This is a genomic window from Stutzerimonas stutzeri (assembly GCF_024448895.1).
Lineage (GTDB): Bacteria > Pseudomonadota > Gammaproteobacteria > Pseudomonadales > Pseudomonadaceae > Stutzerimonas > Stutzerimonas stutzeri_Q.
This window is the reverse complement of sequence record NZ_JAMOIC010000020.1, coordinates 18,658-40,033: the sequence shown is the minus strand read 5'-3', so window position 1 is coordinate 40,033 and position 21,376 is coordinate 18,658. Positions and strand designations below refer to the sequence as shown.

At 60.7% G+C, this 21,376-nt stretch carries 23 protein-coding genes and 2 tRNA genes; 21 read left to right on the top strand and 4 right to left on the bottom strand.

Annotated elements, in window-relative coordinates; translation table 11 throughout:
• Positions 1-18 precede the first annotated feature (18 nt).
• Positions 19-567 carry a sugar O-acetyltransferase gene (locus tag NA619_RS19805; RefSeq protein WP_255963526.1) on the top strand — a complete coding sequence of 183 codons (549 nt, stop codon included), beginning with the start codon at positions 19-21 and terminating at the stop codon, positions 565-567.
• Between the two features lie 51 nt (positions 568-618).
• On the opposite strand, the gene NA619_RS19800 is transcribed toward NA619_RS19805, so the two are convergent.
• Positions 619-1,899: a hypothetical protein gene (locus NA619_RS19800; protein WP_255963525.1), complete on the bottom strand. Its 1,281-nt coding sequence runs from the start codon at positions 1,897-1,899 to the stop codon at positions 619-621.
• Positions 1,900-2,234: 335 nt separating this feature from the next.
• Here NA619_RS19800 and NA619_RS19795 point away from each other — a divergent pair, with 335 nt between their 5' ends.
• Complete coding sequence (locus NA619_RS19795) at positions 2,235-3,854, top strand: alpha-glucosidase (protein WP_255963524.1); 1,620 nt, start codon at positions 2,235-2,237, stop codon at positions 3,852-3,854.
• A gap of 105 nt (positions 3,855-3,959) precedes the next feature.
• Positions 3,960-5,075, top strand: coding sequence for a maltose/maltodextrin ABC transporter ATP-binding protein MalK (malK, locus tag NA619_RS19790; RefSeq protein ID WP_255963523.1), 1,116 nt, complete (start codon positions 3,960-3,962; stop codon positions 5,073-5,075).
• A gap of 40 nt (positions 5,076-5,115) precedes the next feature.
• Here malK and NA619_RS19785 read toward each other — a convergent pair whose 3' ends face one another.
• Complete coding sequence (locus tag NA619_RS19785) at positions 5,116-6,066, bottom strand: bile acid:sodium symporter family protein (protein ID WP_255963522.1); 951 nt, start codon at positions 6,064-6,066, stop codon at positions 5,116-5,118.
• 63 nt (positions 6,067-6,129) lie between these two features.
• The gene (gene rdgC / locus NA619_RS19780) at positions 6,130-7,050 is read right to left on the bottom strand and encodes a recombination-associated protein RdgC (RefSeq protein WP_255963556.1); all 921 of its coding nucleotides are present in this window, start codon (positions 7,048-7,050) and stop codon (positions 6,130-6,132) included.
• Positions 7,051-7,429: 379 nt separating this feature from the next.
• On the opposite strand from rdgC, the gene NA619_RS19775 reads away from it, so the two are divergent.
• The 9 genes from NA619_RS19775 to NA619_RS19735 all read left to right on the top strand — a co-directional run bounded on the left by NA619_RS19775 (position 7,430) and on the right by NA619_RS19735 (position 14,262).
• Positions 7,430-7,505: transfer RNA gene (locus tag NA619_RS19775), tRNA-Val, on the top strand.
• A gap of 13 nt (positions 7,506-7,518) precedes the next feature.
• Positions 7,519-7,595: transfer RNA gene (locus NA619_RS19770), tRNA-Asp, on the top strand.
• Between the two features lie 847 nt (positions 7,596-8,442).
• Positions 8,443-8,604 carry a hypothetical protein gene (locus NA619_RS19765; protein WP_255963521.1) on the top strand — a complete coding sequence of 54 codons (162 nt, stop codon included), beginning with the start codon at positions 8,443-8,445 and terminating at the stop codon, positions 8,602-8,604.
• Positions 8,605-8,753: 149 nt separating this feature from the next.
• Entirely contained in the window at positions 8,754-9,692 is a 939-nt protein-coding gene (locus NA619_RS19760; protein WP_255963520.1) for a SctD/MshK family protein, read from the top strand.
• Between the two features lie 3 nt (positions 9,693-9,695).
• Positions 9,696-10,058: a hypothetical protein gene (locus tag NA619_RS19755; RefSeq protein ID WP_255963519.1), complete on the top strand. Its 363-nt coding sequence runs from the start codon at positions 9,696-9,698 to the stop codon at positions 10,056-10,058.
• On the top strand, positions 10,058-10,411 hold the full coding sequence (locus tag NA619_RS19750) for a tetratricopeptide repeat protein (RefSeq protein WP_423836853.1): 354 nt from the start codon (positions 10,058-10,060) through the stop codon (positions 10,409-10,411). Before NA619_RS19755 ends, NA619_RS19750 begins: the two co-directional genes overlap by 1 nt.
• The gene (sctV, locus tag NA619_RS19745; RefSeq protein ID WP_255963517.1) at positions 10,408-12,552 is read left to right on the top strand and encodes a type III secretion system export apparatus subunit SctV; all 2,145 of its coding nucleotides are present in this window, start codon (positions 10,408-10,410) and stop codon (positions 12,550-12,552) included. The genes NA619_RS19750 and sctV overlap by 4 nt, the downstream gene beginning before the upstream one ends.
• An 11-nt stretch (positions 12,553-12,563) precedes the next feature.
• A complete protein-coding gene (locus NA619_RS19740) occupies positions 12,564-13,835 on the top strand; it encodes a type II and III secretion system protein family protein (RefSeq protein ID WP_255963516.1) in 1,272 nt (423 codons plus the stop codon).
• A gap of 10 nt (positions 13,836-13,845) precedes the next feature.
• On the top strand, positions 13,846-14,262 hold the full coding sequence (locus NA619_RS19735) for a hypothetical protein (RefSeq protein ID WP_255963515.1): 417 nt from the start codon (positions 13,846-13,848) through the stop codon (positions 14,260-14,262).
• Positions 14,263-14,300: 38 nt separating this feature from the next.
• Here the strand turns inward: NA619_RS19735 and NA619_RS19730 are convergent, their stop codons facing one another.
• Positions 14,301-14,984 carry a tetratricopeptide repeat protein gene (locus NA619_RS19730; protein WP_255963514.1) on the bottom strand — a complete coding sequence of 228 codons (684 nt, stop codon included), beginning with the start codon at positions 14,982-14,984 and terminating at the stop codon, positions 14,301-14,303.
• A 216-nt stretch (positions 14,985-15,200) separates the two neighbouring features.
• Between NA619_RS19730 and NA619_RS19725 the strand changes: the two genes are divergently transcribed.
• From NA619_RS19725 to sctQ, 9 genes are all read left to right on the top strand, one after another.
• Positions 15,201-15,842 (top strand): type III secretion protein, encoded by a 642-nt coding sequence (locus NA619_RS19725; protein ID WP_255963513.1) that lies wholly within the window; start codon positions 15,201-15,203, stop codon positions 15,840-15,842.
• Between the two features lie 32 nt (positions 15,843-15,874).
• On the top strand, positions 15,875-16,078 hold the full coding sequence (locus NA619_RS19720; RefSeq protein ID WP_255963512.1) for a hypothetical protein: 204 nt from the start codon (positions 15,875-15,877) through the stop codon (positions 16,076-16,078).
• A 98-nt stretch (positions 16,079-16,176) separates the two neighbouring features.
• Positions 16,177-16,521, top strand: coding sequence for a hypothetical protein (locus tag NA619_RS19715; protein ID WP_423836854.1), 345 nt, complete (start codon positions 16,177-16,179; stop codon positions 16,519-16,521).
• Between the two features lie 2 nt (positions 16,522-16,523).
• Positions 16,524-17,294, top strand: coding sequence for a type III secretion system inner membrane ring lipoprotein SctJ (gene sctJ / locus NA619_RS19710; RefSeq protein WP_255963510.1), 771 nt, complete (start codon positions 16,524-16,526; stop codon positions 17,292-17,294).
• Positions 17,291-17,902 (top strand): SctK family type III secretion system sorting platform protein, encoded by a 612-nt coding sequence (locus NA619_RS19705; protein WP_255963509.1) that lies wholly within the window; start codon positions 17,291-17,293, stop codon positions 17,900-17,902. The genes sctJ and NA619_RS19705 overlap by 4 nt, the downstream gene beginning before the upstream one ends.
• Positions 17,899-18,486 (top strand): type III secretion system stator protein SctL, encoded by a 588-nt coding sequence (sctL, locus tag NA619_RS19700; RefSeq protein ID WP_255963508.1) that lies wholly within the window; start codon positions 17,899-17,901, stop codon positions 18,484-18,486. The genes NA619_RS19705 and sctL overlap by 4 nt, the downstream gene beginning before the upstream one ends.
• Positions 18,483-19,808, top strand: a complete 1,326-nt coding sequence (locus tag NA619_RS19695; RefSeq protein WP_255963507.1) for a FliI/YscN family ATPase — start codon at positions 18,483-18,485, stop codon at positions 19,806-19,808. Before sctL ends, NA619_RS19695 begins: the two co-directional genes overlap by 4 nt.
• Positions 19,805-20,296 (top strand): hypothetical protein, encoded by a 492-nt coding sequence (locus tag NA619_RS19690; protein ID WP_255963506.1) that lies wholly within the window; start codon positions 19,805-19,807, stop codon positions 20,294-20,296. Before NA619_RS19695 ends, NA619_RS19690 begins: the two co-directional genes overlap by 4 nt.
• Positions 20,293-21,366 (top strand): type III secretion system cytoplasmic ring protein SctQ, encoded by a 1,074-nt coding sequence (sctQ, locus tag NA619_RS19685; RefSeq protein ID WP_255963505.1) that lies wholly within the window; start codon positions 20,293-20,295, stop codon positions 21,364-21,366. The genes NA619_RS19690 and sctQ overlap by 4 nt, the downstream gene beginning before the upstream one ends.
• Positions 21,367-21,376: the final 10 nt, after the last annotated feature.

Genomic DNA, 21,376 nt, shown 5'->3' with positions numbered 1-21,376 from the left:
ATGGCCACTGGAGCCCATATGTCGATGACCGAGAAACAGAAGATGCTTGCCGGCGAGCTGTACCGGGCAGGTGACCCCGAGCTGCAGGCCGACCAGGCAGCGGCCAAGGCCTGGATGGTGCGCTACAACGCAGCGCTCGCCGAAGCGCCGGCGGTGCGCCGCGCCTTGCTGAAGGAGCTGCTGGGAAGCGTGGGTGAAGGCGCAGTGATCCGGCCACCCTTTCACTGCGACTACGGCTACAACATTCACCTCGGCAACGATGTGTTCTTCAACTTCAACTGCGTGATTCTCGACGTGGTCGAGGTGCGCATCGGCAACGGCACGCAGATCGGGCCGGCTGTGCAGATTTACGCAGCGGACCATCCACGCGGTGCAGAAGAGCGCCGTAGCGGCCTGGAGTTCGGTCGTCCGGTGGTGATCGGTGAGAACGTGTGGATCGGGGGTGGGGCGATCATCCTGCCGGGCGTGACCATCGGCGATGACGCCGTTATCGGAGCGGGCAGTGTGGTGACGCGAGATGTGGCGGCGGGGATGACGGTAGTGGGCAATCCGGCCCGTATACGCTGAAGGATTTAGAAGGAGGATGGCAGCCGGCGCTGGGCCGGCTGCCGGTAACGCTTACTGCTGAGTAACGGTTGCCATGTTGCCCGAGCCCATCTGCGAAACGATTGCCGAGTCGCCCATGCCGCTTTGCATCAGCATCGCCTGGTTGCCTACGCCGCCCTGAAGCACGGTAGCCATGTTGTCCTGGCCATCCTGGGTCAGGCTGACTTCGTTGTCAGAGCCGTAGATCTGCTGGATGTCGGCCACGTTGAGGTCGCCGCCCTGCATCACGTCCACACGGTTGTCGTCGCCGTAGCTGGAACCGGTCAGCTCGTTGCCGTTGCCGCTCTGGGTAGCGGTCAGCAGGTTGTCAGCGCCGTCCTGAGCGAAGTCGATCCGGTTCTCAGTACCTTCCTGTGTAACGTAAGCTTCGTTGTATTCGCCGGTCTGCTGCAGCGAAGCAGTCAGCATGCTGCCGTCCAGCTGATCGACGACGGCGTAGTTGTTGTTGCCGGTCTGCTCTGTGCTGGCGGTGTTGCTCTCGCCGGCCTGGAAGATATCGGCGTTGTTGGACGTGCCTTCCTGGAAGATCGTTGCGGTCTGCAGCGAGCCGCTCTGGTCGATGTAGGCTTCGTTGCTCAGACCGTTGGACTGGATGTCTGCACTGTGCTCGGCACCTTCCTGGGCTACCGATGCAGTCTGCGAATCACCCTGCTGGTCGATCGTGGCGCTCGAGTCAAACGCGTTCGCCTGATAGATGGTGGCGTCGTTGACATTACCTTCCTGGTTGACCACGCCGTCGTTACGCGCACCGCCGTCTTGCCAGACCAGCGAGATGTTGTCGTTGCCGACTTGACGCTGTTCCGAAACGCTCAGCTCTGTGTTGGTCTGGATCGATTCGGCGAAGTTGTCGTTGCCGTTCTGATCGATCACAGCGGTGCTCAGGTCAGCGGCGGTCTGCTCAGTGATTGCAACGTTGAAGTTGCCTTCCTGATACTGACGTGCGGTGGCGCCGAAGGAATCGCTCTGGACGATGCTGGCGTCATGGCTGTCGCCATCCTGCAGCTGGATCGCCTCGGTCTGCTCGGTCGAGGTCTGCACGATGTCTGCGCGGTTCAGGTTACCGGTCTGGGTCTGAACGGCATCGGACATTGTCGCCTGGGTCTGGGTCACCATGCCGTCGTTGCCGGCACCAACCTGAGATTGATAGGAAATGTTGTCCTGACCGCCAGTCTGGGTCACTTCGACAATGTTGTCGGCACCGGACTGATTCTGTTCTGCGCTGTTGTCATCGGCATAAGCCTGAGTGGCCAGAATCGCGATGATGGCGGCTGCGAGGGGCTTGCACTTGAACATGTCATCTCTCCATGGATTTTGAATGCGTGTCGCTCCTGACTGAGCGGCTCCGTACATCTGCTGGGCGGCGGCTACTGCGGGGTCAGTCTTGGAACTGCATTGATCCTATAAGCCGCTCGTGACAGATAAGTGTCGATTCGCTTGTTTGTCGACATTTTTATGACGAATAACGAGCCGGCCAACTTGTGCGGCGAGCGATCCGCTCTACGCCCCCCATCTGAGCCGTCTCTACGCCCGGGCCATACGCCTCGCTATTAGTTGGCCGGGAGGATGTTGCGGCGGGTTGACGCACCTAGAGTGGCGGCGTGTTCCCCCAAACATCGAAGGTTGGTTGTATGAATCGCAATGACTGGTGGCGCGGCGGCGTCATATATCAGGTTTACCCGCGCAGCTTTTTTGACAGCAATGGCGACGGGGTCGGCGATCTGCTCGGTGTGGTCGAAAAGATCGATTACATCGCCAGCCTCAATGTCGATGCCATCTGGCTGTCGCCGTTCTTCACCTCGCCGATGAAGGATTTCGGCTACGACGTTTCCGACTATCGCGGCGTCGATCCGCTATTCGGCACGCTGGAAGACTTCAAGCAGGTCATCGATGTCGCCCACGCACGCGGCATCCGAATTCTCATCGATCAGGTGCTCAATCACTCGAGCGATCAACACGCCTGGTTCAAGGAAAGCCGCTCAAGCCGCGACAACGATAAAGCCGACTGGTACGTCTGGGCCGATCCGAAGGATGACGGCACGGTCCCGAACAACTGGCTTTCCGTTTTCGGTGGCCCGGCCTGGACCTGGGACAGCCGCCGCAAGCAGTACTACCTGCACAACTTCCTTTCCAGCCAGCCGGATCTCAACTTCCATTGCGAAGCCGTGCAGCAGCAATTGCTCGACGATATGGAGTTCTGGCTGAAGCTCGGCGTCGACGGCTTCCGGCTCGATGCCGCGAACTTCTACTTTCACGATCGCGAGCTGCGGGATAACCCGCCGAACCACGATATCCGCGAAGGCAGCATCGGCGTGCGTGCCGACAACCCCTACGCCTTCCAGAAGCATGTGTACGACAAGACCCAGCCGGAGAACCTCGACTTTCTGCGTCGAATTCGCCAGCTATTGGAACGTTATCCCGGCAGTGCCACTGTCGCGGAAATCGGCTGCGATCATTCACTGCGTACCATGGCGGCGTACACGGGCGGCAGCGATACGCTGCACATGGCGTACTCCTTCGATCTGCTGACCGAGCAGTGCAGCCCAGGCTTTCTGCGCCACACCATCGATTGCGTGGAGCGCGAGCTGGTCGATGGCTGGCCGTGCTGGTCCATCGGCAACCATGATGTGGTTCGCGTCATGAGCCGCTGGGCGCTGGCCAACCAGCCGGATCTGGCGCGCGGTCGCATGTTCATGGCGATGCTGCTGACCATGCGCGGCAGCGTGTGCCTCTATCAGGGCGAAGAGCTGGGGCTGGACGAAGCCGAGCTGCAGTTCGAACAGCTGGTCGACCCTTACGGCATCCGATTCTGGCCGGAATTCAAGGGTCGGGACGGTTGCCGGACGCCGATGCCCTGGCACGATCAGGACCTGCATGGCGGCTTCAGCCGTGAGCAGCCCTGGTTGCCGATGGCTGACCGTCACCTGCCGATGTCGGTCGCCGCTCAGGAATCGGTCCCGGACTCGATGCTCAACATCTACCGGCGCTTCCTCGCCTGGCGCCAGGATCAGCCTCTGCTGATCGAAGGCAGTATGCGCACCGTCTACCATGACGAAGCCTTGCTGGTGTATGAGCGCCGCCTGGATGACGAGGTTTGGGTGTGCCTGTTCAATATGGCTGAGCACGCGCGGCACTTTGATCTGTCGGCTCCGGTCGAAGGCCTGGACGTGCCCTCGGCGACTGCGGTTTTCGAAGGTCATGGCGTACATTTGCCGGCGCATGGATTCGGATTTGCCCGCCGGCTTGGGTGAATGAGCTGGTCGAGACGAGGCGCCTGCCTCGCTCGACTGGTCTGATGCCCGTTGCTTTGCTCGCCGCGATTCGTCGCGGCGGCTGTATCAAGGAGAACAACAAAAATGGCCAGCGTTACCCTGCGCAATATCTGCAAGAGCTACGACGATGTCCCCATTACCCGCGGCATCGACCTGGACATCGCCGACGGTGAGTTCGTGGTGTTCGTCGGGCCATCGGGATGTGGCAAGTCGACCCTGCTGCGGCTGATCGCCGGTCTGGAAGACATCACCGAGGGTGAGCTGCAGATCGACGGCGAACGTGTGAACGAGCTGCCACCGATGGACCGTTCAGTGGGGATGGTCTTCCAGTCCTACGCGCTCTATCCACATATGAACGTCGCGGAAAACATGGCGTTCGGCTTGAAGCTGGCAAAGGTCGAGAAAAGCGAAATCAACCGCCGGGTAAATTCGGTCGCTAAGATCCTGCAGCTTGACCAGATGCTCGACCGCAAACCCAAGGATCTATCCGGCGGCCAGCGTCAGCGCGTGGCAATCGGGAGGACCATGGTGCGTGAGCCCAAGGTCTTCCTGTTCGACGAGCCGCTATCGAACCTCGATGCCTTCCTTCGCGTACAGATGCGTATCGAGATCTCGCGTCTTCATCAACGTCTCAAGGCGACGATGATCTACGTGACTCACGATCAGGTCGAAGCCATGACCCTGGCGGACAAGATCGTCGTGCTCAATGCTGGCCGCATCGCTCAGGCGGGCCCGCCTCTGGAGCTGTATCACTATCCGACCAATCAGTTCGTGGCCGGCTTTATCGGCTCGCCACAGATGAACTTCCTGCCGGTGCAGGTGGTGAGTGCGAATAGCGATTCGGTGGAGGTTTCAATGCCGGGCGGCAGCACCCTGCGGGTTCCGGTAGACGGCAGTCAGGTCACGACGGGCGAAGCGCTGACGTTGGGCATCCGACCTGAGCACTTCGTCGATGCCGAGCAGGCCGATTTCGTCTTCAACGGCGAGATCGCGGTAGCTGAGCGGCTTGGTGATCACAATCTGCTGCATCTGACCTTCGAAGGGGTCGAGGAAATGGTCGCGGTAGCCAGTGATGGCAACCGGCGCGTTGCGGTGGGGCAGACATTCGCCACGGGCCTGCTGGCGAACAAGTGCCATCTGTTCCGCGCCGATGGCCAGGCCTGCGCGCGTCACTACCGCGAGCCGGCGCTGTTCGGCTGAGCTGCAAGGTCCGGGCTTGCAGCCCGGACCCGCAAAGAGCTCAGGCGCCAGGGCTCTTCGGGTCGTTATCCTTCATTCGCCGATAGAACGTGGCGAGCAGCGCGCCGGAGAGGTTGTGCCAGACACTGAACAACGCGCTGGGTACCGCTGCCAGGGGTGAAAAGTGTGCACTGGCCAAGGCTGCGCCGAGGCCGGAGTTCTGCATGCCGACCTCGATCGAAAGCGTCTTGCGCTGCGCCAGCGGCAGGCCGAACAGTCGGCCGACCAGATAGCCAATGCCGAGCCCCAGGCTGTTATGCAACACCACCACCGCCATGATCAGCAGGCCGGACTCCGCGATCTTGGCCTGACTGGCCGCTACCACAGCGGCCACGATAATCACGATGCTGACCACCGAAACCAGCGGCAGAATGTCGACCACGTGGTGCACACGATTGCCTAGCAACCGACGAACGACCAATCCCAAGGCGACAGGCAACAACACGATCTGCACGATGGACATGAACAGCGCGCCGAAATTGACCGGCAGCCAGGCTGAAGCCAGCAGCCATATCAATGCGGGCGTTACCAATGGGGCGAGGAGGGTGGTAACGGCGGTGATCGCTACCGAAAGTGCCACGTCACCGCGAGAGAACCAGGCGATCACGTTCGACGCGGTGCCGCCCGGGCAGCAGCCCACCAGAATCACACCGACGGCTATTTCGGCAGGCAGCCCCAGCAGTTGGCAGAGCACCCAGGCAAGCGCGGGCATGATCAGGAATTGCGAGCCCACTCCTAGCGCAACCCACAAAGGGCGACGCGCGACTTCGGCAAAATCCGCTGCCTTCAATGTCAGACCCATGCCAAACATGATCAGCCCCAGCAACGGGACGATCCAGGCGGTGGCGGGGAGGAACCAGCTGGGCTGGAAGAAGGCGAGAACGGCGAAGAGCAGGACCCAGAGGGCAAACGTGTTGCCGACAAAGCGGCTAAGGGCGGCGAGAGCGCGCATCGGGTTTACCTTGTAGTTGTAAGGGAGGGCGCCGCCAGCCAGGCCGGCGGCGCACAAGGCAGTTTAGATGCCCTGCGGAATCTCCTCACCACCCAGTGCCTCGAACAGCGCAGGCAGGAACTCGCCGAAGGTCAGCATCATCAACAGGAAGCTGGCGTCCTGCTGGCCGAGGTCGTCATCGCCACCGTCCTGTTCGGCCTGGTCCTGCAGCAATTCCTCGAAGCGCAGACGCTTGATCACCATCTTGTCATCGAGCACGAAGGACAACTTGTCCTGCCAGCCCAGAGCCAGTTGAGTGACCTGCTTGCCGACTTCCAGATGCTGCTGGATCTCATCGCTGGTCAGGTCCTGGCGCTTGCAGCGCACGGTGCCGCCGTCTTCATGGGTGTCACGCAGCTCGCATTCATCGAGCACGAAGAAATCATCGGCGGCTTTCTGCGTCTTGACCCAATCAGTCATGGTTGCCGCTGGCGCGATCTTGACGGTCAACGGTCGCACCGGCAGCGAGCCGATGGCCTCGCGCAGGGTGGACAGCAGGTCCTCGGCCCGCTTGGGGCTGGATGAGTCGACCAGAATCAGACCCTGCTCAGGCGCAATGGCAGCGAAGGTACCTGACTTACGAATGAACGCCCGTGGCAGAAAAGCCTGGATGATGTCGTCCTTCAGCTGCTCGCGCTCTTTCTTGTAAACCTTGCGCATCTGCTCGTTTTCGATCTCGTCGACTTTTTCCTTCAACGCGTCCTTGACCACGCTGCCCGGAAGGATGCGTTCTTCCTTACGCGTGGAAATCAGCAGAAAACCCTGGCTGGCATGTACCAGCGGGGCGTCTTCGCCCTTGCCAAAAGGCGCGACGAATCCATAGGTGCTCAGCTCCTGGCTGGCGCAGGGGCGGGCGGGCTTGGCGGCCAATGCAGCTTCAAGTGTCTCGACATCGAAAGGGACGTTCTGGGTGAGACGGTAGACGAGCAGGTTGCGAAACCACATGGCGATTTGAAACTCCGGTAAAAGCAAAGCGCGCATTATTCCCCTCCATGGCACTGAGGCCAACCCTCGAAAGCGGCAAGGTCGATGGAAACCGCAAATCGTCCAATAAAGGCGGCGGGTGGAGATACTCCGATCTCTTCAGAAAGCGGCTCGAATCATCGTGTGCTGCTGGCAAGCGCCTCTTCATCGCGTTTTAGGCATGTCGTAATCAAGCGTCACGGCGGGCTTTGGCTGTCGTCAGTCCTTCGCTACCCACCTTGGTCAAAGCCCCACAACAACCGGTTTCCTAAGTCTTTGTAAGTTCTTCAATTTTTTTTTCAAAAGGGGGTTGCCAAGGTCAGGAACCCTCTCTAGAATGCGCCCCACTTCGAGAGCAAACGGGTGATTAGCTCAGCTGGGAGAGCATCTGCCTTACAAGCAGAGGGTCGGCGGTTCGATCCCGTCATCACCCACCACTCGAGGTTTAGCGCAGCGGTAGTTCAGTCGGTTAGAATACCGGCCTGTCACGCCGGGGGTCGCGGGTTCGAGTCCCGTCCGCTGCGCCATATTTGCTTCCTAGGCCCGCTGAACGCCTGGAAGCCACAAAAGAAGCGGCCATTGGCCGCTTTTCTTGTTTCTGCCTCCCACTAAATATCCCTCGCAGCCACACCCCCCCTCGCAACCACGAATGCTTTCGTTGCTAGACGTCGATTCGTGACCCTAGTAGCGGCCGTCGCGCTTACCAGCCCCGCTATTCGTCAAGCTGAAACCGCTGCCAGATATGCCGTCCTTTAGCGAAAACCTGAGCCTTGGGCTTTTTGGTGTTTGCTCTGGGATCAAAGCAGTAACGCTGGCGGAGATCTCTGCTTGAACATCAATCGTTCGGTGCTGCCAAGCGCAAGAGCTGAGGATCCAGGGGCTGCCCCTTGACGCAGTTGTTTTATCTCCGACCCACAACTGTGTCTTTTGAGGGTGTGAAGCAAGTTTGCCGACGCGTCCGATCAAAAAGCCGGCGATATGCACCTGCCTGATGCTTTTGTCTTCACAAGCAATGCCGCTCAGTGCTTTGCCCTGGTCGATGTACAGCACAACGAGTAAAGCGTGCTGATATCAAAGATCTGCTATGCGCTGGGCGTGCGTCCCGACAGCTCCTGCCCAACGCTCCAAGTCCGGTTAGCAGACCGATCCTTGGGCCTGGCGACCCCGGCCCCGACCGTGCGAAAGCGTGAAGTGGTCCGCTTCCAATCGCTTTAACAACCTTTAACAACACGGCCTGTTTTTCTGCCCCTAGGATTTGAAGCGTTGCAAAGCTACATAACTCGGTCCGACTACGAGTTGGACGCCCAGCAATCGGTAGCACCTATTTGGGCGTTACCGCCAATGCAAACTACTCAATGCAGATGGAGATATCCCATGGCTGATACACCACCAGTAAGCAGCGGTAACTCTGACGCCGCTATCGACAAGATGTCCGCTGTTTTTGATATGGCCATTGAGAAGTCGGCCAAGATCACCGAGATCACGACCGCTAAGAAAGCTGAGCTTGACGCTACCAAACAGCGTCCGCAGAACTGATTCAGGTCTGCAGGCGGTGTATTACACCGCCTGCACCCTGGCTCATTTTTCCGTTTTTATGCGTATGTGCGAGCCCACGTAGCGCGTGCATATCTGTTTAACGCCTGATGCCGTTCCCGGCAGTAGGCGGGGTGGGTCGAATGACAGCCATGGCATCCCATTTGTCCAAAGCGGATAACGACAGCCCGACGTTACAGGTCGTCGCCGGTATGCACCATGGAGTGTCGCTGCCGATGGACGCGCCCGTTTGCGTGATCGGCGCCGGCCCAGGCGATGATCTGGTGCTGGGCGATCCTGGTATTGAAACCAAGCATGTGCGCCTGCGTTTTTCCGCATCGCACGTCACTATCGAGGCGCTGGGCGGCGACATTCAGCTGTTCGCGGCCGGCAAGACGACGCGCATCGCCCGCGGGCATGGCTTTCGGGCAGCGTTACCATTCGAAATCCAGCTGGGCCAGGCAAGCATTTCACTACAGGCGCCTTTCGGTGCGCCCCGCCCGGATGCGCCGGTATGGTATGGCAAGCCGCAATGGTTGATCGCCGGCGCTTTCATGTTCATTTGCGCCAGCGCGCTCGCGATGTTTAGCGACGCCCAGCCGGGAGAGTCGCTGGACATTATGGACAACTTGACCGCTACCGGCGTTGATCGCCCTGTCGAACAGGTGCCTTCGCTGGACAAGGTGCGTGCCGACCTCGCCGCCAGAGCGAGCAAGGCTGGTCTGAAAGACTTGAATCTGCTCGTCGTCAATGGCCAGCTCAAAGCCAAGGGCACCCTCACACCTGAGCAGCGCCCGCAGTGGGTAGCGCTGCAGCAATACTTCGATGGTCACTACGGTCGGCACTTTGTCCTGCAAAGCAGCGAGGTGGCGGTTCGCGAACCCGGTGCTCAACCGCGGGTGAGTTTCCAGGCGGTGTGGTTTGGTGAAGACCCTTATGTCATCGATTCGTCTGGCGCTCGCCTGGACGCAGGAGCGCCGCTTAGCGACGGCTGGGTGATAAAGGACATCAGAGATGAAATGGTGGAGTTGGCGCGTGGTGACGAGATCTTTTTCTTCACCTTGGCTGCAGCTCCGGCCGACGAAAGCTAAGCGATGAAGGTCGATCCGCGCGCCGTCCCCACCGACACGTTGCTCACTCCTCTAGATGGCGCAGGCGCGCAGCGCGTTGAGCGCAGTCGGGCAGCGTTATTCGATGCGTTGCTGCCTACCCCGGTCGGCGATCTGGCGCGTCGCTCGCTGCGCCGCGATGTGGAGCGCCTCGGCGAATTAGGCAGCATTGATCCTTCTCTATTTGCCGGCTCGCGCCCCGGCGAAATTTTGGAGGACATTCTGGACCGCATCCTGCCGTCTCTGGAACTCGATGAAGACACCAAAAACCTGGCTATGACCCTGGTCCGCGACGAGCTCGACACCCGTCGCTCGCTGGATCAGCAGCGCGCTGACTCGGGGGAATGATGCAACGGGAAAATCGTGATGCGGCGCACCTGCTCCATGGTCTGGCGGATATCTACCAGCGTGCAGGCCAGTCACCCCGAGCGCTGGTGATGCTTTTGCTGGCCACGCAAATAACCCCTGACGACCCGATACTCTTGCGTCGACTTGCGGTGGTGTTTACCGCGGTCGGCGATGGCGAACGTGCACTGGCGGCCCTGGATCGCATCTCTCAACTTACCGTCTCGTCGCCTGAGCATGAGCCCACCGAGCTGTTGCTCTTACGCAGCCGCGCGCTATTGCGTGCCGGGCGTGGCGCCGAAGGCAGGCAGCTGTTTCGCCACTACCTGAGCCGACGCGGGAGCAACGCCGCATGATGGGCCGTGTCAGCGCCTTCGCTCGACTGGCCGCCAAGCGCACGGATGTGGTGATCGCCGCGTTCATGCTGATGGCCGTTGTGATGATGATCATTCCGCTGCCCACCTACCTGGTGGACTTGCTTATAGGCGTGAACATTGCCCTGAGCATCCTCATTCTCATCGTCGCGTTCTATATCGCCAAGCCGGTCGATTTGTCGGCATTGCCTCCATTGATTTTGCTCAGCACGCTGTTTCGCCTGTCGCTGTCGATCACCACCACGCGTCTCATTCTTCTGCACGGCGATGCCGGCAACATTGTCGAGGCGTTTGGTGAGTTCGTAATTGCTGGCAAAGTGGTGGTGGGGCTGGTGATCTTCATGATCATCACGATTGCCCAGTTCGTGGTCATCACCAAGGGCGCCGAGCGCGTAGCGGAAGTAGCCGCGCGCTTCACGCTGGATGCCATGCCCGGCAAGCAGATGGCCATCGACAACGACCTGCGCAATGGTGATATCGACCAGCCGGAAGCACGCCGTCGGCGCTCCAACTTGCAGCGCGAAAGCCAGCTGTTCGGCGCTATGGACGGGTCGATGAAGTTCGTCAAAGGTGACGCCATCGCCGGCCTGGTGATCCTTTGCGTCAACCTCATTGGCGGCTTGATGATCGGTATGCTGGAGCGCGACATGACCTTCGCCGACGCTGCCCATACCTATTCACTCCTGACCGTGGGCGACGGCTTGATCGCGCAGATTCCAGCGCTGCTGATTGCCGTGGCGGCGGGCACGGTAGTCACTCGCGTCAACAATGAAGATATCGAAGAGGACCTCGGCACCGAGATCATGCGGCAAATGGGTGCCAGCCAGCGCGCGCTGTCGCTGACTGCCTTTATTTTGCTGGGCGTAGCGTTTATTCCCGGTTTTCCCGCCGTTGTCTTTCTGAGCCTGTCGGCCTTACTCGGTGCCTGCGCCTATTCCCTGCATCGCCGCGAAAAGTCGAAGCTGGCTGCCGAGCTGCAGGAACCGCTGCAACCGGTTGAAGAAATCGCCCCGATGGCGCAGCCGGAGGAGACGGACGAGCCCAGTACCGCCCCCGACAGCCGAGTGTTGCTGGTGATCAGCCCTGCGCTGGCTGAAGCAGCGCCGCTGCACCCGTTGCGCCAACGTCTGGAGGAGTTGTGCAACGACCTGCGCGCCGATCTGGGGATCGAGTTTCCACTGCCGGCGGTGCACGTTGACCAAGCTGGGGTCGGCGGCCATTTCCGCATTGTCCTGGAAGGCATACCCGTCGATGAAGGCGAGCTGCACCTTGAGCACGTGTTGTTTCAGGACGACCCCATACATCTGGACCTAGTCGACGTGCCGGGCCGTGAAGCGCAGTCGCCCCTGAACCGCCGCCCAGCGTTGTGGATCGCCCAAGAGTATTGCGCGCAGCTGGACGAGGCGGCCATTGCCTACCTGCGCCCGGATGAACTCCTGCGAGAGCTGATGGCGCGTGCACTGCGCCGCTATGCCGGAGATTTTCTGGGTATACAGGAAACCCGTCAGTTGCTGGAGCAACTGGAAGAGCGCGCACCCGAACTGGTGAAAGAGGCCTTGCGCGTGGTGCCAGTGCAGCGCATGGCGGATGCGCTGCGGCGTCTGGTAGCCGAGAACGTCTCGATCCGCAACCGTCGTGCCTTGCTGGAAGCCATGGTGGAGTGGAACGGAGAAGGCGATGTCGGCCGCCTTTCCGATCATTTACGCAAGGCCTTGGCCCGGCAGATCAGCCACCAGTACGGCGATGGCAACAGGGTCATCGCAGCCTTCGTGATTGGCGCGCGCACCGAAGCGCAGATGCTCGAATCGTTGCGAGTACAGGACGGCGCGCGCGGCGATTCGCGGCCCAGGGATATTGCCCGTCACTTTATGAAAGAACTGCGCGCCCAATGTGCCGCGCTGCCCGATCCGCACAAGGCGGTGCTGGTGGTCCACCCCGAATTACGCCGCCATATAGTGCGCTGGCGTGCCCGTGATGAACTGGAGATTGCCGTGTTGTCGTTCACCGAGTTAGCGCCCGAATACAGCCTGCAAGCGATCAAAGTCATCAGCCAGGGAGCGCCGGCGCCGCGGCCGTCATTGGCCAAAGAGGGCCAAGCCAACACCTTGGCGAACGCATCTTGAGCGGCCTGTGGATGCGCAGATGGTTAGCTGCGTTAAGCCTGTTGCCGGCTTTGGCCGTTGCGCAGAGCCAGGATGCCGTGATTGATCTGGGCAGTGGCGAAGGGCGGGTCATTCGCTTTGCCCAACCGGTGGATTCGGTGCTGGTCGCAGAGCCGGCAATTGCCGATTTGCAGGTGGTTTCTCCAGGCGTGATCTACGTATTCGGTAAGCGTCCAGGCAATACCACCCTGGTCGCGCTCGACAAGGACAGTAATCAGATTGCAGGCATGAGCCTCAATGTAGGCGCCAACTCCCAGCCGGTCAGCCGCGCACTGAATGCCAAAGGCCGGGTGCAGGTGACGGGCGCCGGCAATCGCCTGAACGCTAAGGGCCAGGTAAAGGACGTCAGCGAGGCGATCAACCTCAACGCCCTTTTGGATCCCGAAGGGCAGGACTGGGAAAGCTCGGTCAATACGGCCCAGTTCACCGGAGGCTCGGCGCAAGTGAATATCCGCGTGCGTTTTGCCGAGGTGTCCCGTGACGAGCTGCTGCGTTACGGGGTGAGCTGGAATGCCCTGTTCAACAACGGCACCTTTTCCTTCGGTCTGCTAACCGGTGGCTCGTTACCGGCGCAGGCTGCTGCCGGGGCGTCGAACCTGGTCGGTTTGGGTCTTGATTCCGGGCACTTCAACATCGACTCGGTGCTGGAGGCGCTGCAGAGCAACGGCGTGCTGGAGATTCTCGCCGAGCCCAATATCACCGCCAGCACTGGCGAGACTGCGAGCTTCCTGGCCGGTGGGGAAGTACCGGTGCCGGTGCCCGTCAACAGCGATCTGGTCGGGGTGCAGTACAAGTCCTACGGCGTCTCGCTGGTGTTCAGTCCGACGCTGCTGCCCAACGACCGCATCGCGCTGCAGGTGCGACCCGAGGTGAGCACCTTGATGGGCAGTGCTTCTCTATCGATCTCCGGTTACCAAGTGCCCTCGTTTCGGGTGAGGCGCGCCGATACGAGGGTGGAAGTTGGCAGCGGGCAAACGTTCGCGATTGCTGGACTGTTCCAGCGCAACAGCTCGCAAGACCTGGAAAAACTGCCATTGCTCGGCGACATGCCAGTGCTCGGCAACCTGTTTCGCTCCAAGCGTTTTCAGCGAAATGAAACTGAGCTGGTGATCCTCATCACTCCGTACTTGGTCGAGCCCGTTCAGACCGCCAAAGCGACGTTGTCACCCACCGATAAACCGCCGCAACCCGCCACTGCCGCGCTAACCCGCGATGGCGGCCCGTTCGGGTTCTACATGGAATGAGGTGTCGTGCATGAGCAAGGCTCTTTTGCCGTTACTGGCACTACCGACGGCCATGCTGCCGATCTTCCTACTGCTTGCGGGTTGCGAGACAAGCCTTCAGCAATCTGACTATTCCCGCGACTACGTGAACATGACTGATGCTAACGGACGGCAGGTCTTGTTGCCCGAGGCCTGCCTGGGTGCCCCTCAGGTTGAAGCGCAACTGCACGAAACCATGAAGCTGGCGCCTGGCTGCGCCAACAGTTTCAACCTGCTGCAGATGGTTGAGCAGCGCGAAGACCTTCAGCGCGGTCGTAACACCGGCGCCACCCTGGCCGCGCCGGTTGGCCGGGCGGCGCAGTACTACTTGCAGGGCAGTGAGGCGGAACTGCAGCGCCGCCGCCGTGAAGCGCAGGAAGCCATGAGCGACACAGGAGGCTTGCAGTGAGCAGGGGTGCAATGAATCAGCAGGCAATGACCGAGCATTCAGTGACGTTCAACCAAGCCCATGGCCTGCGCTCTGGTCGCGGGGTCCTTGATCGCAGCGATACGCTTGGCGTCGTCGATCAGCGATTGCCGCTGTTGAGCATCAATACCGTCCAGACGCACCTCGGCGGGGTTGCCCGAGCGGCCGACCAGCACTTGCACCAGCAAAGTGTTGCGTTGGTGGCGCGGTTGCGCGGCAGGGGCCGTGTCAGCGCCGCTGATCTCATCCAGAGCCAGGTCCGGTTGGTTATTCAGAACGTAGGCCAGCGCCAGGTTACAGCGGCTGTCCAGGTTATTGGGCGCCAAGGCTTTGGCATTGAAGAAAGCGTCCTGTGCGCGGCCGGTATGCCCGAGCAAGGCTTCGGCGACGCCCAGTCGAGTGAAGGCAGTTACGCTGTTCAGCCGCGGTGCGGCGCTCGCCAACAACGGTTGAGCATGCTCGGCGTAACCGAGGCGCAATTGCGCTGTACCCAGGCCGAGCAGGCTTTGCGGTTTATCCGGGTCGAGCGCCAGTGCTTGTTGAAAGGCGGTTTCGGCGCCTATGGCATCGCCGGTGGCCAGCTTCAACTCGCCCAGCCGGTTCCAGGCTTCAACACCCGCACCGGGCTCCTGAGTCGCGCGCAAGTAAAGGGTGGCAGCGGTGCCGTGGTCGCCGCGCTGGTCAACATCATCGGCCAGTTTCATCAAGCGGCCGTAGCTACTCTGGTCGGCTGGGGTGGGCGGGGGAGTGGGGCTGTTGTTGCTGGTGGAACTACAGGCAGAGAGTGCGACGCTGACAGAAAGAAATGCCAGTCGAAAAACAACGGGGCTGAGCAAATTCGGTACTCCCAATGTACTGGCCAATTGACCGGGCGCGGCGGCTATTCTAACGGCGTGCTTGAAGGCGGGCGCATTGCCAGCGTGAGAAAACTTGTGATTTGTGCGGCCAGTGCCTGGTTTCGCCGGATAGGTCGCGTATTCGCCTCAGCCCTCTGCGCTGTCGGATTGTTTTCGGTGATACCGGCGGCGAGCGCGCAAGGCCAGCCAGAATGGGCCTCCCGGCCCTATGCCTACGTGGTCATTGATCAGGATGTGCGCGGTGTACTTCAGGCGTTCGGTCGTAATCTGGGGGTGCCGATGGTGATTTCGGCCAAAGTCAAAGGTCGTGCGCCAGCCAACTTTCGTGCGGCGAACGCCGGCGCATTCCTCGACAAACTCACAACAAATAACACGCTTACCTGGTTCTCAGACGGCAACATGTTGTACGTCGACAGTGAGGACGATCTGCAAATTCGCAACTTCGAAGCGGTAGGGCTGAGTGCGAAAGATCTGCAAGCCAGCCTCGATGAACTTGGTGTCAGCGGAAAGCACTTGCATGTGCGCAACAGCTTCCAGGGCGACGGACTGATGGTCTCCGGGCCCCCTGCTTTCATGGCGTTGGTCGAGCAGCGCATCGAGCAGATTGCCCGCCCCGAGCCCGGCCCGGTGGTACGTGAGCACGGTGTGAGGGTGTTCCGCGGCAGCGCCGCCACTGAGTTGGTGGAAGCGAGATCCAAGCAGTAGTCACAAACCCAGTAACTACCCAGGAGAAAATCATGGCAGTGAATCCCGTAGATGGCGCAACCGCCGGGCAGGTGAACTCGGCAGATGATTTCGCCGAAGCATTGAATAGCGCGCAGAACGATGAAGAGCTGATGGATCAGATGATCACTCAGGCAATCGTGCTCGGTGGTCAGTTCATCATCATGCCGCGCGCTCAGGAAATACTTAAAGAAGCCCAGGCCGACGACGAAGAATAGACGCGAGGTCGTACATGCTTCCAAGTGCAGCTGTAGCCACGCCGCCAGTCGCCGGGCAAGACGCGATGGCGCAGGTTTCCCAGAACCTGTTCGAACACATGGCGAGCCATTCCAAAGGTATGCCGGCAGGCGCTGGGCCTAATCAGGTTGGTGAAAATCTGATGCAGCGTCTGAACGGTTTTATCGACCGTTCGCAACATTTTTCCGAGCGCGCATCCAGCACGTCCGCCACCAATCAGCGCTACACCAGCAGCAGCCCCGACTACGCGGGCCAGGCAGACAAGTCCGGGACGGTGGAGCCAGGCAAAACCAGCGAAGCCCAGGTCGATAAATTGATGAACTCTCTGAGCAGGGTGTTCGACTATTCGATTGAAACCCAGATGGTGGTGCGTGGCGCGACGCAGATTTCTGGCTCAGCCAATACCTTGATGAAAGGGCAGTAAGTATGGCTAGGCGCGGCTGGCATGCGGTGCTGCTAGTTGTCTTCACTATCCTGCTGCAGGGTTGTGATTCGACGCTTTACACCAACCTCAGCGAGCGCGAAGCGAACAAGATGGTAGCCGCCTTGTTGCGCGATGGCATCGCTGCGCAGCGCAAGGTGCAGGACGACGGCAAGATGACGGTGACCGTGCCGGAGGAACGCCTCTCAGAAGCCGTCACCTTGTTGGACGACATCGGTTTGCCCGAGCAGAAGTTCTCCAATATGGGCGATGTGTTCAAAGGCAACGGCCTGGTGTCCTCTCCCGTGCAGGAGCGCGCGCAGATGGTCTATGCGCTTAGCGAAGAACTGTCTCATACGGTGTCCCAGATAGATGGTGTGTTGTCAGCACGGGTGCATGTGGTGCTACCTGACAATGACCTGCTGAAACGAGTCATCTCGCCGTCATCGGCCTCGGTGTTGATCCGCTACGAAGCCAGTACGGAAGTGGACAAGCTGGTGCCTCAGATCAAATCCCTGGTCGCTAGCAGCATCTCCGGGCTGGGCTACGACGGCGTTTCAGTTACCGCCGTCGAAGCCGCGGTGCGCTCCCAGGACAACGCACCGCCGCTCAAATCCTTCCTTGGCTTGTGGATGCTCGAGGCCAGTATTGCCAGAGCCAAAGTCATGCTTTTTTCCGGGTTGATTCTATTGCTTGGTATGGCGGGCGCGATCGGGTGGCACTTCTGGCGGCAGCGCGAAACGCCGGGTATCTACGTCTTGAAGGAAAGTGAATGACTGCTCAGCCCTCTCTTCAAGAGCAGTGGCGGGCCGTCGCTGCGCAGCCGCTGAGCTATGTACTGCCCGCCAGCCTCAACCAATGTTTTGCAGGTGCCCTGAACACCGAGCAGCTCAATGCGTTGTTGAGTGAATCGCGCTATCGCACCCGGCTGGAACGTCTGCTCCTCGATCACTTCAAGTTGACGCCGCTCGCGCAGCCGCGCGTTGAGGCGGACGTTCACATCATGCTGCTCGCGCCTGAGCACCTACCTCGCCTGGCGCTGTTATGCGGCGCGACCTGGCATGCCAATGCGCTCGCGCGGGAGATTCGTGGCGCAGCCGTTCAGGCGCTCAAGGACAAGCTGGGCGCCGATGTATTCGAGTTCGCCCTGGCCCATCGCGATAAGGCCGGTGCGATGGATTTGCTGTTTGACGTCGAGCAACTGCTACAGGCCATCGAGCGCGACGGCGACGCCTGCGTCAGGGCCTGGCTGTGCTCGCTACCAGATGATCTACAGCGCTGGTTGCGCTTGCGGCTGGATCCCAGGTGGCTGCAGTTCAGCGACTTTCCACCCCAAGGCATCACTCTGATTCGCGAGATCGCAGCCAAGGAATTCCTGGAATGAGCGAACTACCGAGCCGGCCACCGCAGAAAATCATTCGCCAGGACGATGCGACTCGCTGGGTCGAAGGCTATGCCTTTCTGCAAGCGGCGCGCGAGGAGTCGAACACCATCCGCGCCAACACCCGGCGTGTCGTTGAAAAGGCGCGCAGCGAAGGATTAGCGCAAGGTCGCGATGAAGGACTAGAGCAGGCCTCGGCGTTGTTGGCGCAGACCTCAGCCAAGGTCGATCACTACCTGGCTGGCCTGGAAAGCAGCATGGCTGACCTTGCCCTGAATATTGTTCGCCAAGTACTGGAACCCATGGACTCCAGCGAGTTGTTGCTTGGCTGCACGCGCAAGGCGCTGACGGCATTCCGCGACAGCCAGGCACTGACGCTGTATGTCGCGCCGGCCGAGCTTGAGGCGCTGGTGAAACGAATCGAGCCGGACTTGGCCGCCCGTCTCTCCCTCGAGGCGGATGCGAGCGTCGAACCCGGTCAGGCACGCCTGAGCAGTGCCATCGCCAGTGTCGAACTTGGCGTTGAGGCGCAGCTGCGCGCGATCCGCCAGAGCTTGTTGCCTCATACCACCGAGCCGCAAGCATGACAGTTGCGCTGGACAGCTTGTTACCAATCTTGGCCAAGCGCCTGGGTGATGCTCAACCTCGGCCCATGCGCGGGCGCATCCGCAGCATCCGTGGCACCCTGGTACACGCCAGTGTGGCGGGCGTTGGCATCGGCGAACTGTGTCACCTGAGCGACCCTTTGAGTCAGCGCGCCCTGCAGGCGGAAGTGGTTGGCTTTGATGGCGACGAGGCGATTCTCGCGCCGATAGGGTCGCTGGAAGGGCTGTCCACCCGAACTGAAATTGTTGCCACGGGGGAGCGTTCCGGTGTGGTGGTGGGCGATGCGTTGTTAGGCCGCGTCATCAGCCCACTTGGTTCATGGCTGGACGGCGCAGCACCTGCGACAGCCGGCTTGCTGCGCTACCCTTTGCAGGCCGAACCGCCTGCGCCGTTCGCGCGGCAATTGATCAGTGAGCCGATGCCGTTGGGCGTTCGCGCTATCGACGCGTTGCTGACGGTAGCGCGTGGGCAGCGGGTGGGTATCTTCGGCGAGCCAGGGGTGGGTAAATCCTCGCTGTTGTCGGCGATCGTCACCCACTGCAAAGCCGACGTGATTGTCATCGGTTTGATTGGTGAGCGTGGCCGAGAGGTGCGCGAACTGCTGGATGTGCACCTTGGCAAGGCGGCGCGAGCGCGCACCGTGGCCGTGGTCTCGACCTCGGATCGGCCAGCCACTGAGCGGGTTAAAGCGGCCTATGTGGCCACCGCCCAGGCTGAGTACCACCGCGACCAGGGGCGCAATGTGGTGTTGCTGTTGGACAGCCTTACCCGCTTTGCCCGGGCCCAGCGCGAGATCGGTTTGGCCGTCGGCGAACCGCCCACCCGGCGTGGCTACCCGCCCTCGTTTTTCTCCGCGTTGCCGCGTTTGCTCGAACGAAGCGGCCCTGGCGAGCGTGGCAGCATTACCGCGCTCTATACGGTATTGACCGAAGGCGATGCCGACCTGGATCCGGTAGCCGAAGAGGCGCGCTCGATTCTTGATGGCCATATCGTGCTGAGCGCCGAACTTGCGCAGCGTAACCATTTCCCTGCTATCGACGTGCTGCACAGCCGCAGCCGCCTGATGGACAAAGTCGTCAGTGCGGAACAGCGCCAAATGGCAGCCCATGTGCGAGGGCTGATGGCGCGCCACGCCGATATCGAGCTGTTGATGCGCACCGGTGATTACGTCGCGGGCAGTGACGCTCTGGCCGATGAGGCGATTGCCCGCCACGACGCCATTGAGGCGTTTCTACGCCAGGACGGTGACGACCACAGCAGCTTTGAAGACAGCTTGCAGCGTCTGCGCACGGTGCTGACATGAAGGCCGACGCGGTTTTGCAATTGCAGCAGTTGCGCCAACTGCGCCAACTGCGCGAACGCCGTGCGCAGCACCAACTCGCCAGTCAGCTGGAGCGATGTCTAGCCGCGACGGCCGCATTGCAGCAGGCGCAAGGCGCCATTGATGAGGCACAGCAACAGCTGCATCGCGAAGCTGAGGCCCTGCAGCAATTGCTTGGCGCCGGCGCGCTGGCCGTTGGCACCTACCAATCGGCCTTGGAGGTGCTGGAAGCATTCGACCAGCATCGTCTGCATCTGCAAGAGCAGCTGCTCAGCGCCGAACAGAACAGTGCTGCCCAGCAACGACAGAAAGTCGCGTTACAGCGCGCCCTGATGCTCCGGCGACAGCAGTCTGACGCTCTTGAGCCGCTGCTTGAAGAGCATGCGCGAGCAAGACGGCGTATCGACGAGAGCATCGAAGAAGAGCTGTATGACGAGCGTGCTGCGCTGCGCTGGGAGGCGCCGCTATGAATTGCCGCAACCCGGCTTTCGCCGCGCCTCAGGTGCAGGCTATACGGCCGCTGCTGGACGCAGTTCCCCAGGACACCGTCGCCTTGCACAACCGCTTGCAGGTGCGTCGCCAATCCGTCCAGGCGGTCTGTGGTGGACAGGCGATAACCCTGAACTGGGCGGCAGCGTCGGGGGCCGCCGTTACTGATATCCACCCACTATGGCTTTCCAGCGGCGAGTTATCCGCCCGCGTGCTATTGCCACGCAGCCTGCTTGACCAGTTGCTGGCTAGCCAAGGCGTGCTGGACGTCTTTGACGAAGTCGCTAAAGAAGCCCAATCGATTTTGCTCGAACAGGCCCTGTTGCCGTTGTTGGAACCTCTGGAAGCGGAGTTAGGGCAACTGATAACGGTGGATGTACAGGGTAACGCCGAAGTGATGGCGCCGCTGACACTCAGGTTGGGCGTGCAGGTGGCCGATGGCGAGTCGCACACCCTTGTGATCGAGTTGTCGGTTGCGGCGGCGCAACTCGTCTCCGATCTGCTCGACCGCTGGGTACCAGTCCAGCCTCAAAAACTGCCAAACCTGAACTTGCCGCTGGTGCTGCAAGCGGGCTGGCAAGCGTTGAGCATCAGCGAGTTGCGCAGCTTGCGACCTGGCGATGTGCTAATGCTCGAGGTGCCCGCCAAAGCCGATATGTGGGTGTCTCTGGCCAATAGTCGATGGGCCCGTGCCCGTCGCGAGGAGCAGGGCATCCGCCTGCTCGAGGCGTTCAATCGTAGTCAGCCAATAAGGGAACACCCGATGAGTCAAGGAACCTCCAGTCACAGAGCCACTGATCAAAGCGCGGCAGAAGAAAGCGCTGACGTCTCCTTGGGCGATGTGCAGCTGAACCTGGTATGTCAGGTGGGCAGCGTGCAACTGTCGCTGTCCGAACTCGAGCAGCTGGGGGAGGGCAGTGTGCTGGCGCTGCCTGATGGCGGCAGCGACTTTGTCGACCTGACGGTCAATGGGCGCAGCGTGGGGCGTGGAGAGTTGGTGAAAATGGGGGACGGTCTGGGGGTCCGCCTGACGCGTTTCGCTAGCCTATGACCGGCTGAAA

Bases quoted from the DNA above. Each gene is read 5' to 3' on its own strand.
- NA619_RS19795 (WP_255963524.1), top strand. From the start codon at position 2,235: ATGAATCGCAATGACTGGTGGCGCGGCGGCGTCATATATCAGGTTTAC.
- NA619_RS19705 (WP_255963509.1), top strand. From the start codon at position 17,291: ATGACTGCTCAGCCCTCTCTTCAAGAGCAGTGGCGGGCCGTCGCTGCG.
- NA619_RS19765 (WP_255963521.1), top strand. From the start codon at position 8,443: ATGGCTGATACACCACCAGTAAGCAGCGGTAACTCTGACGCCGCTATC.
- NA619_RS19715 (WP_423836854.1), top strand. From the start codon at position 16,177: ATGGCGAGCCATTCCAAAGGTATGCCGGCAGGCGCTGGGCCTAATCAG.
- NA619_RS19785 (WP_255963522.1), bottom strand. From the start codon at position 6,066: ATGCGCGCTCTCGCCGCCCTTAGCCGCTTTGTCGGCAACACGTTTGCC.
- NA619_RS19720 (WP_255963512.1), top strand. From the start codon at position 15,875: ATGGCAGTGAATCCCGTAGATGGCGCAACCGCCGGGCAGGTGAACTCG.
- NA619_RS19695 (WP_255963507.1), top strand. From the start codon at position 18,483: ATGACAGTTGCGCTGGACAGCTTGTTACCAATCTTGGCCAAGCGCCTG.
- NA619_RS19760 (WP_255963520.1), top strand. From the start codon at position 8,754: ATGGCATCCCATTTGTCCAAAGCGGATAACGACAGCCCGACGTTACAG.
- rdgC (WP_255963556.1), bottom strand. From the start codon at position 7,050: ATGTGGTTTCGCAACCTGCTCGTCTACCGTCTCACCCAGAACGTCCCT.
- NA619_RS19750 (WP_423836853.1), top strand. From the start codon at position 10,058: ATGCAACGGGAAAATCGTGATGCGGCGCACCTGCTCCATGGTCTGGCG.
- sctV (WP_255963517.1), top strand. From the start codon at position 10,408: ATGATGGGCCGTGTCAGCGCCTTCGCTCGACTGGCCGCCAAGCGCACG.
- sctQ (WP_255963505.1), top strand. From the start codon at position 20,293: ATGAATTGCCGCAACCCGGCTTTCGCCGCGCCTCAGGTGCAGGCTATA.
- NA619_RS19730 (WP_255963514.1), bottom strand. From the start codon at position 14,984: ATGAAACTGGCCGATGATGTTGACCAGCGCGGCGACCACGGCACCGCT.
- sctJ (WP_255963510.1), top strand. From the start codon at position 16,524: ATGGCTAGGCGCGGCTGGCATGCGGTGCTGCTAGTTGTCTTCACTATC.
- malK (WP_255963523.1), top strand. From the start codon at position 3,960: ATGGCCAGCGTTACCCTGCGCAATATCTGCAAGAGCTACGACGATGTC.
- NA619_RS19735 (WP_255963515.1), top strand. From the start codon at position 13,846: ATGAGCAAGGCTCTTTTGCCGTTACTGGCACTACCGACGGCCATGCTG.
- sctL (WP_255963508.1), top strand. From the start codon at position 17,899: ATGAGCGAACTACCGAGCCGGCCACCGCAGAAAATCATTCGCCAGGAC.
- NA619_RS19805 (WP_255963526.1), top strand. From the start codon at position 19: ATGTCGATGACCGAGAAACAGAAGATGCTTGCCGGCGAGCTGTACCGG.
- NA619_RS19740 (WP_255963516.1), top strand. From the start codon at position 12,564: ATGCGCAGATGGTTAGCTGCGTTAAGCCTGTTGCCGGCTTTGGCCGTT.
- NA619_RS19755 (WP_255963519.1), top strand. From the start codon at position 9,696: ATGAAGGTCGATCCGCGCGCCGTCCCCACCGACACGTTGCTCACTCCT.
- NA619_RS19800 (WP_255963525.1), bottom strand. From the start codon at position 1,899: ATGTTCAAGTGCAAGCCCCTCGCAGCCGCCATCATCGCGATTCTGGCC.
- NA619_RS19690 (WP_255963506.1), top strand. From the start codon at position 19,805: ATGAAGGCCGACGCGGTTTTGCAATTGCAGCAGTTGCGCCAACTGCGC.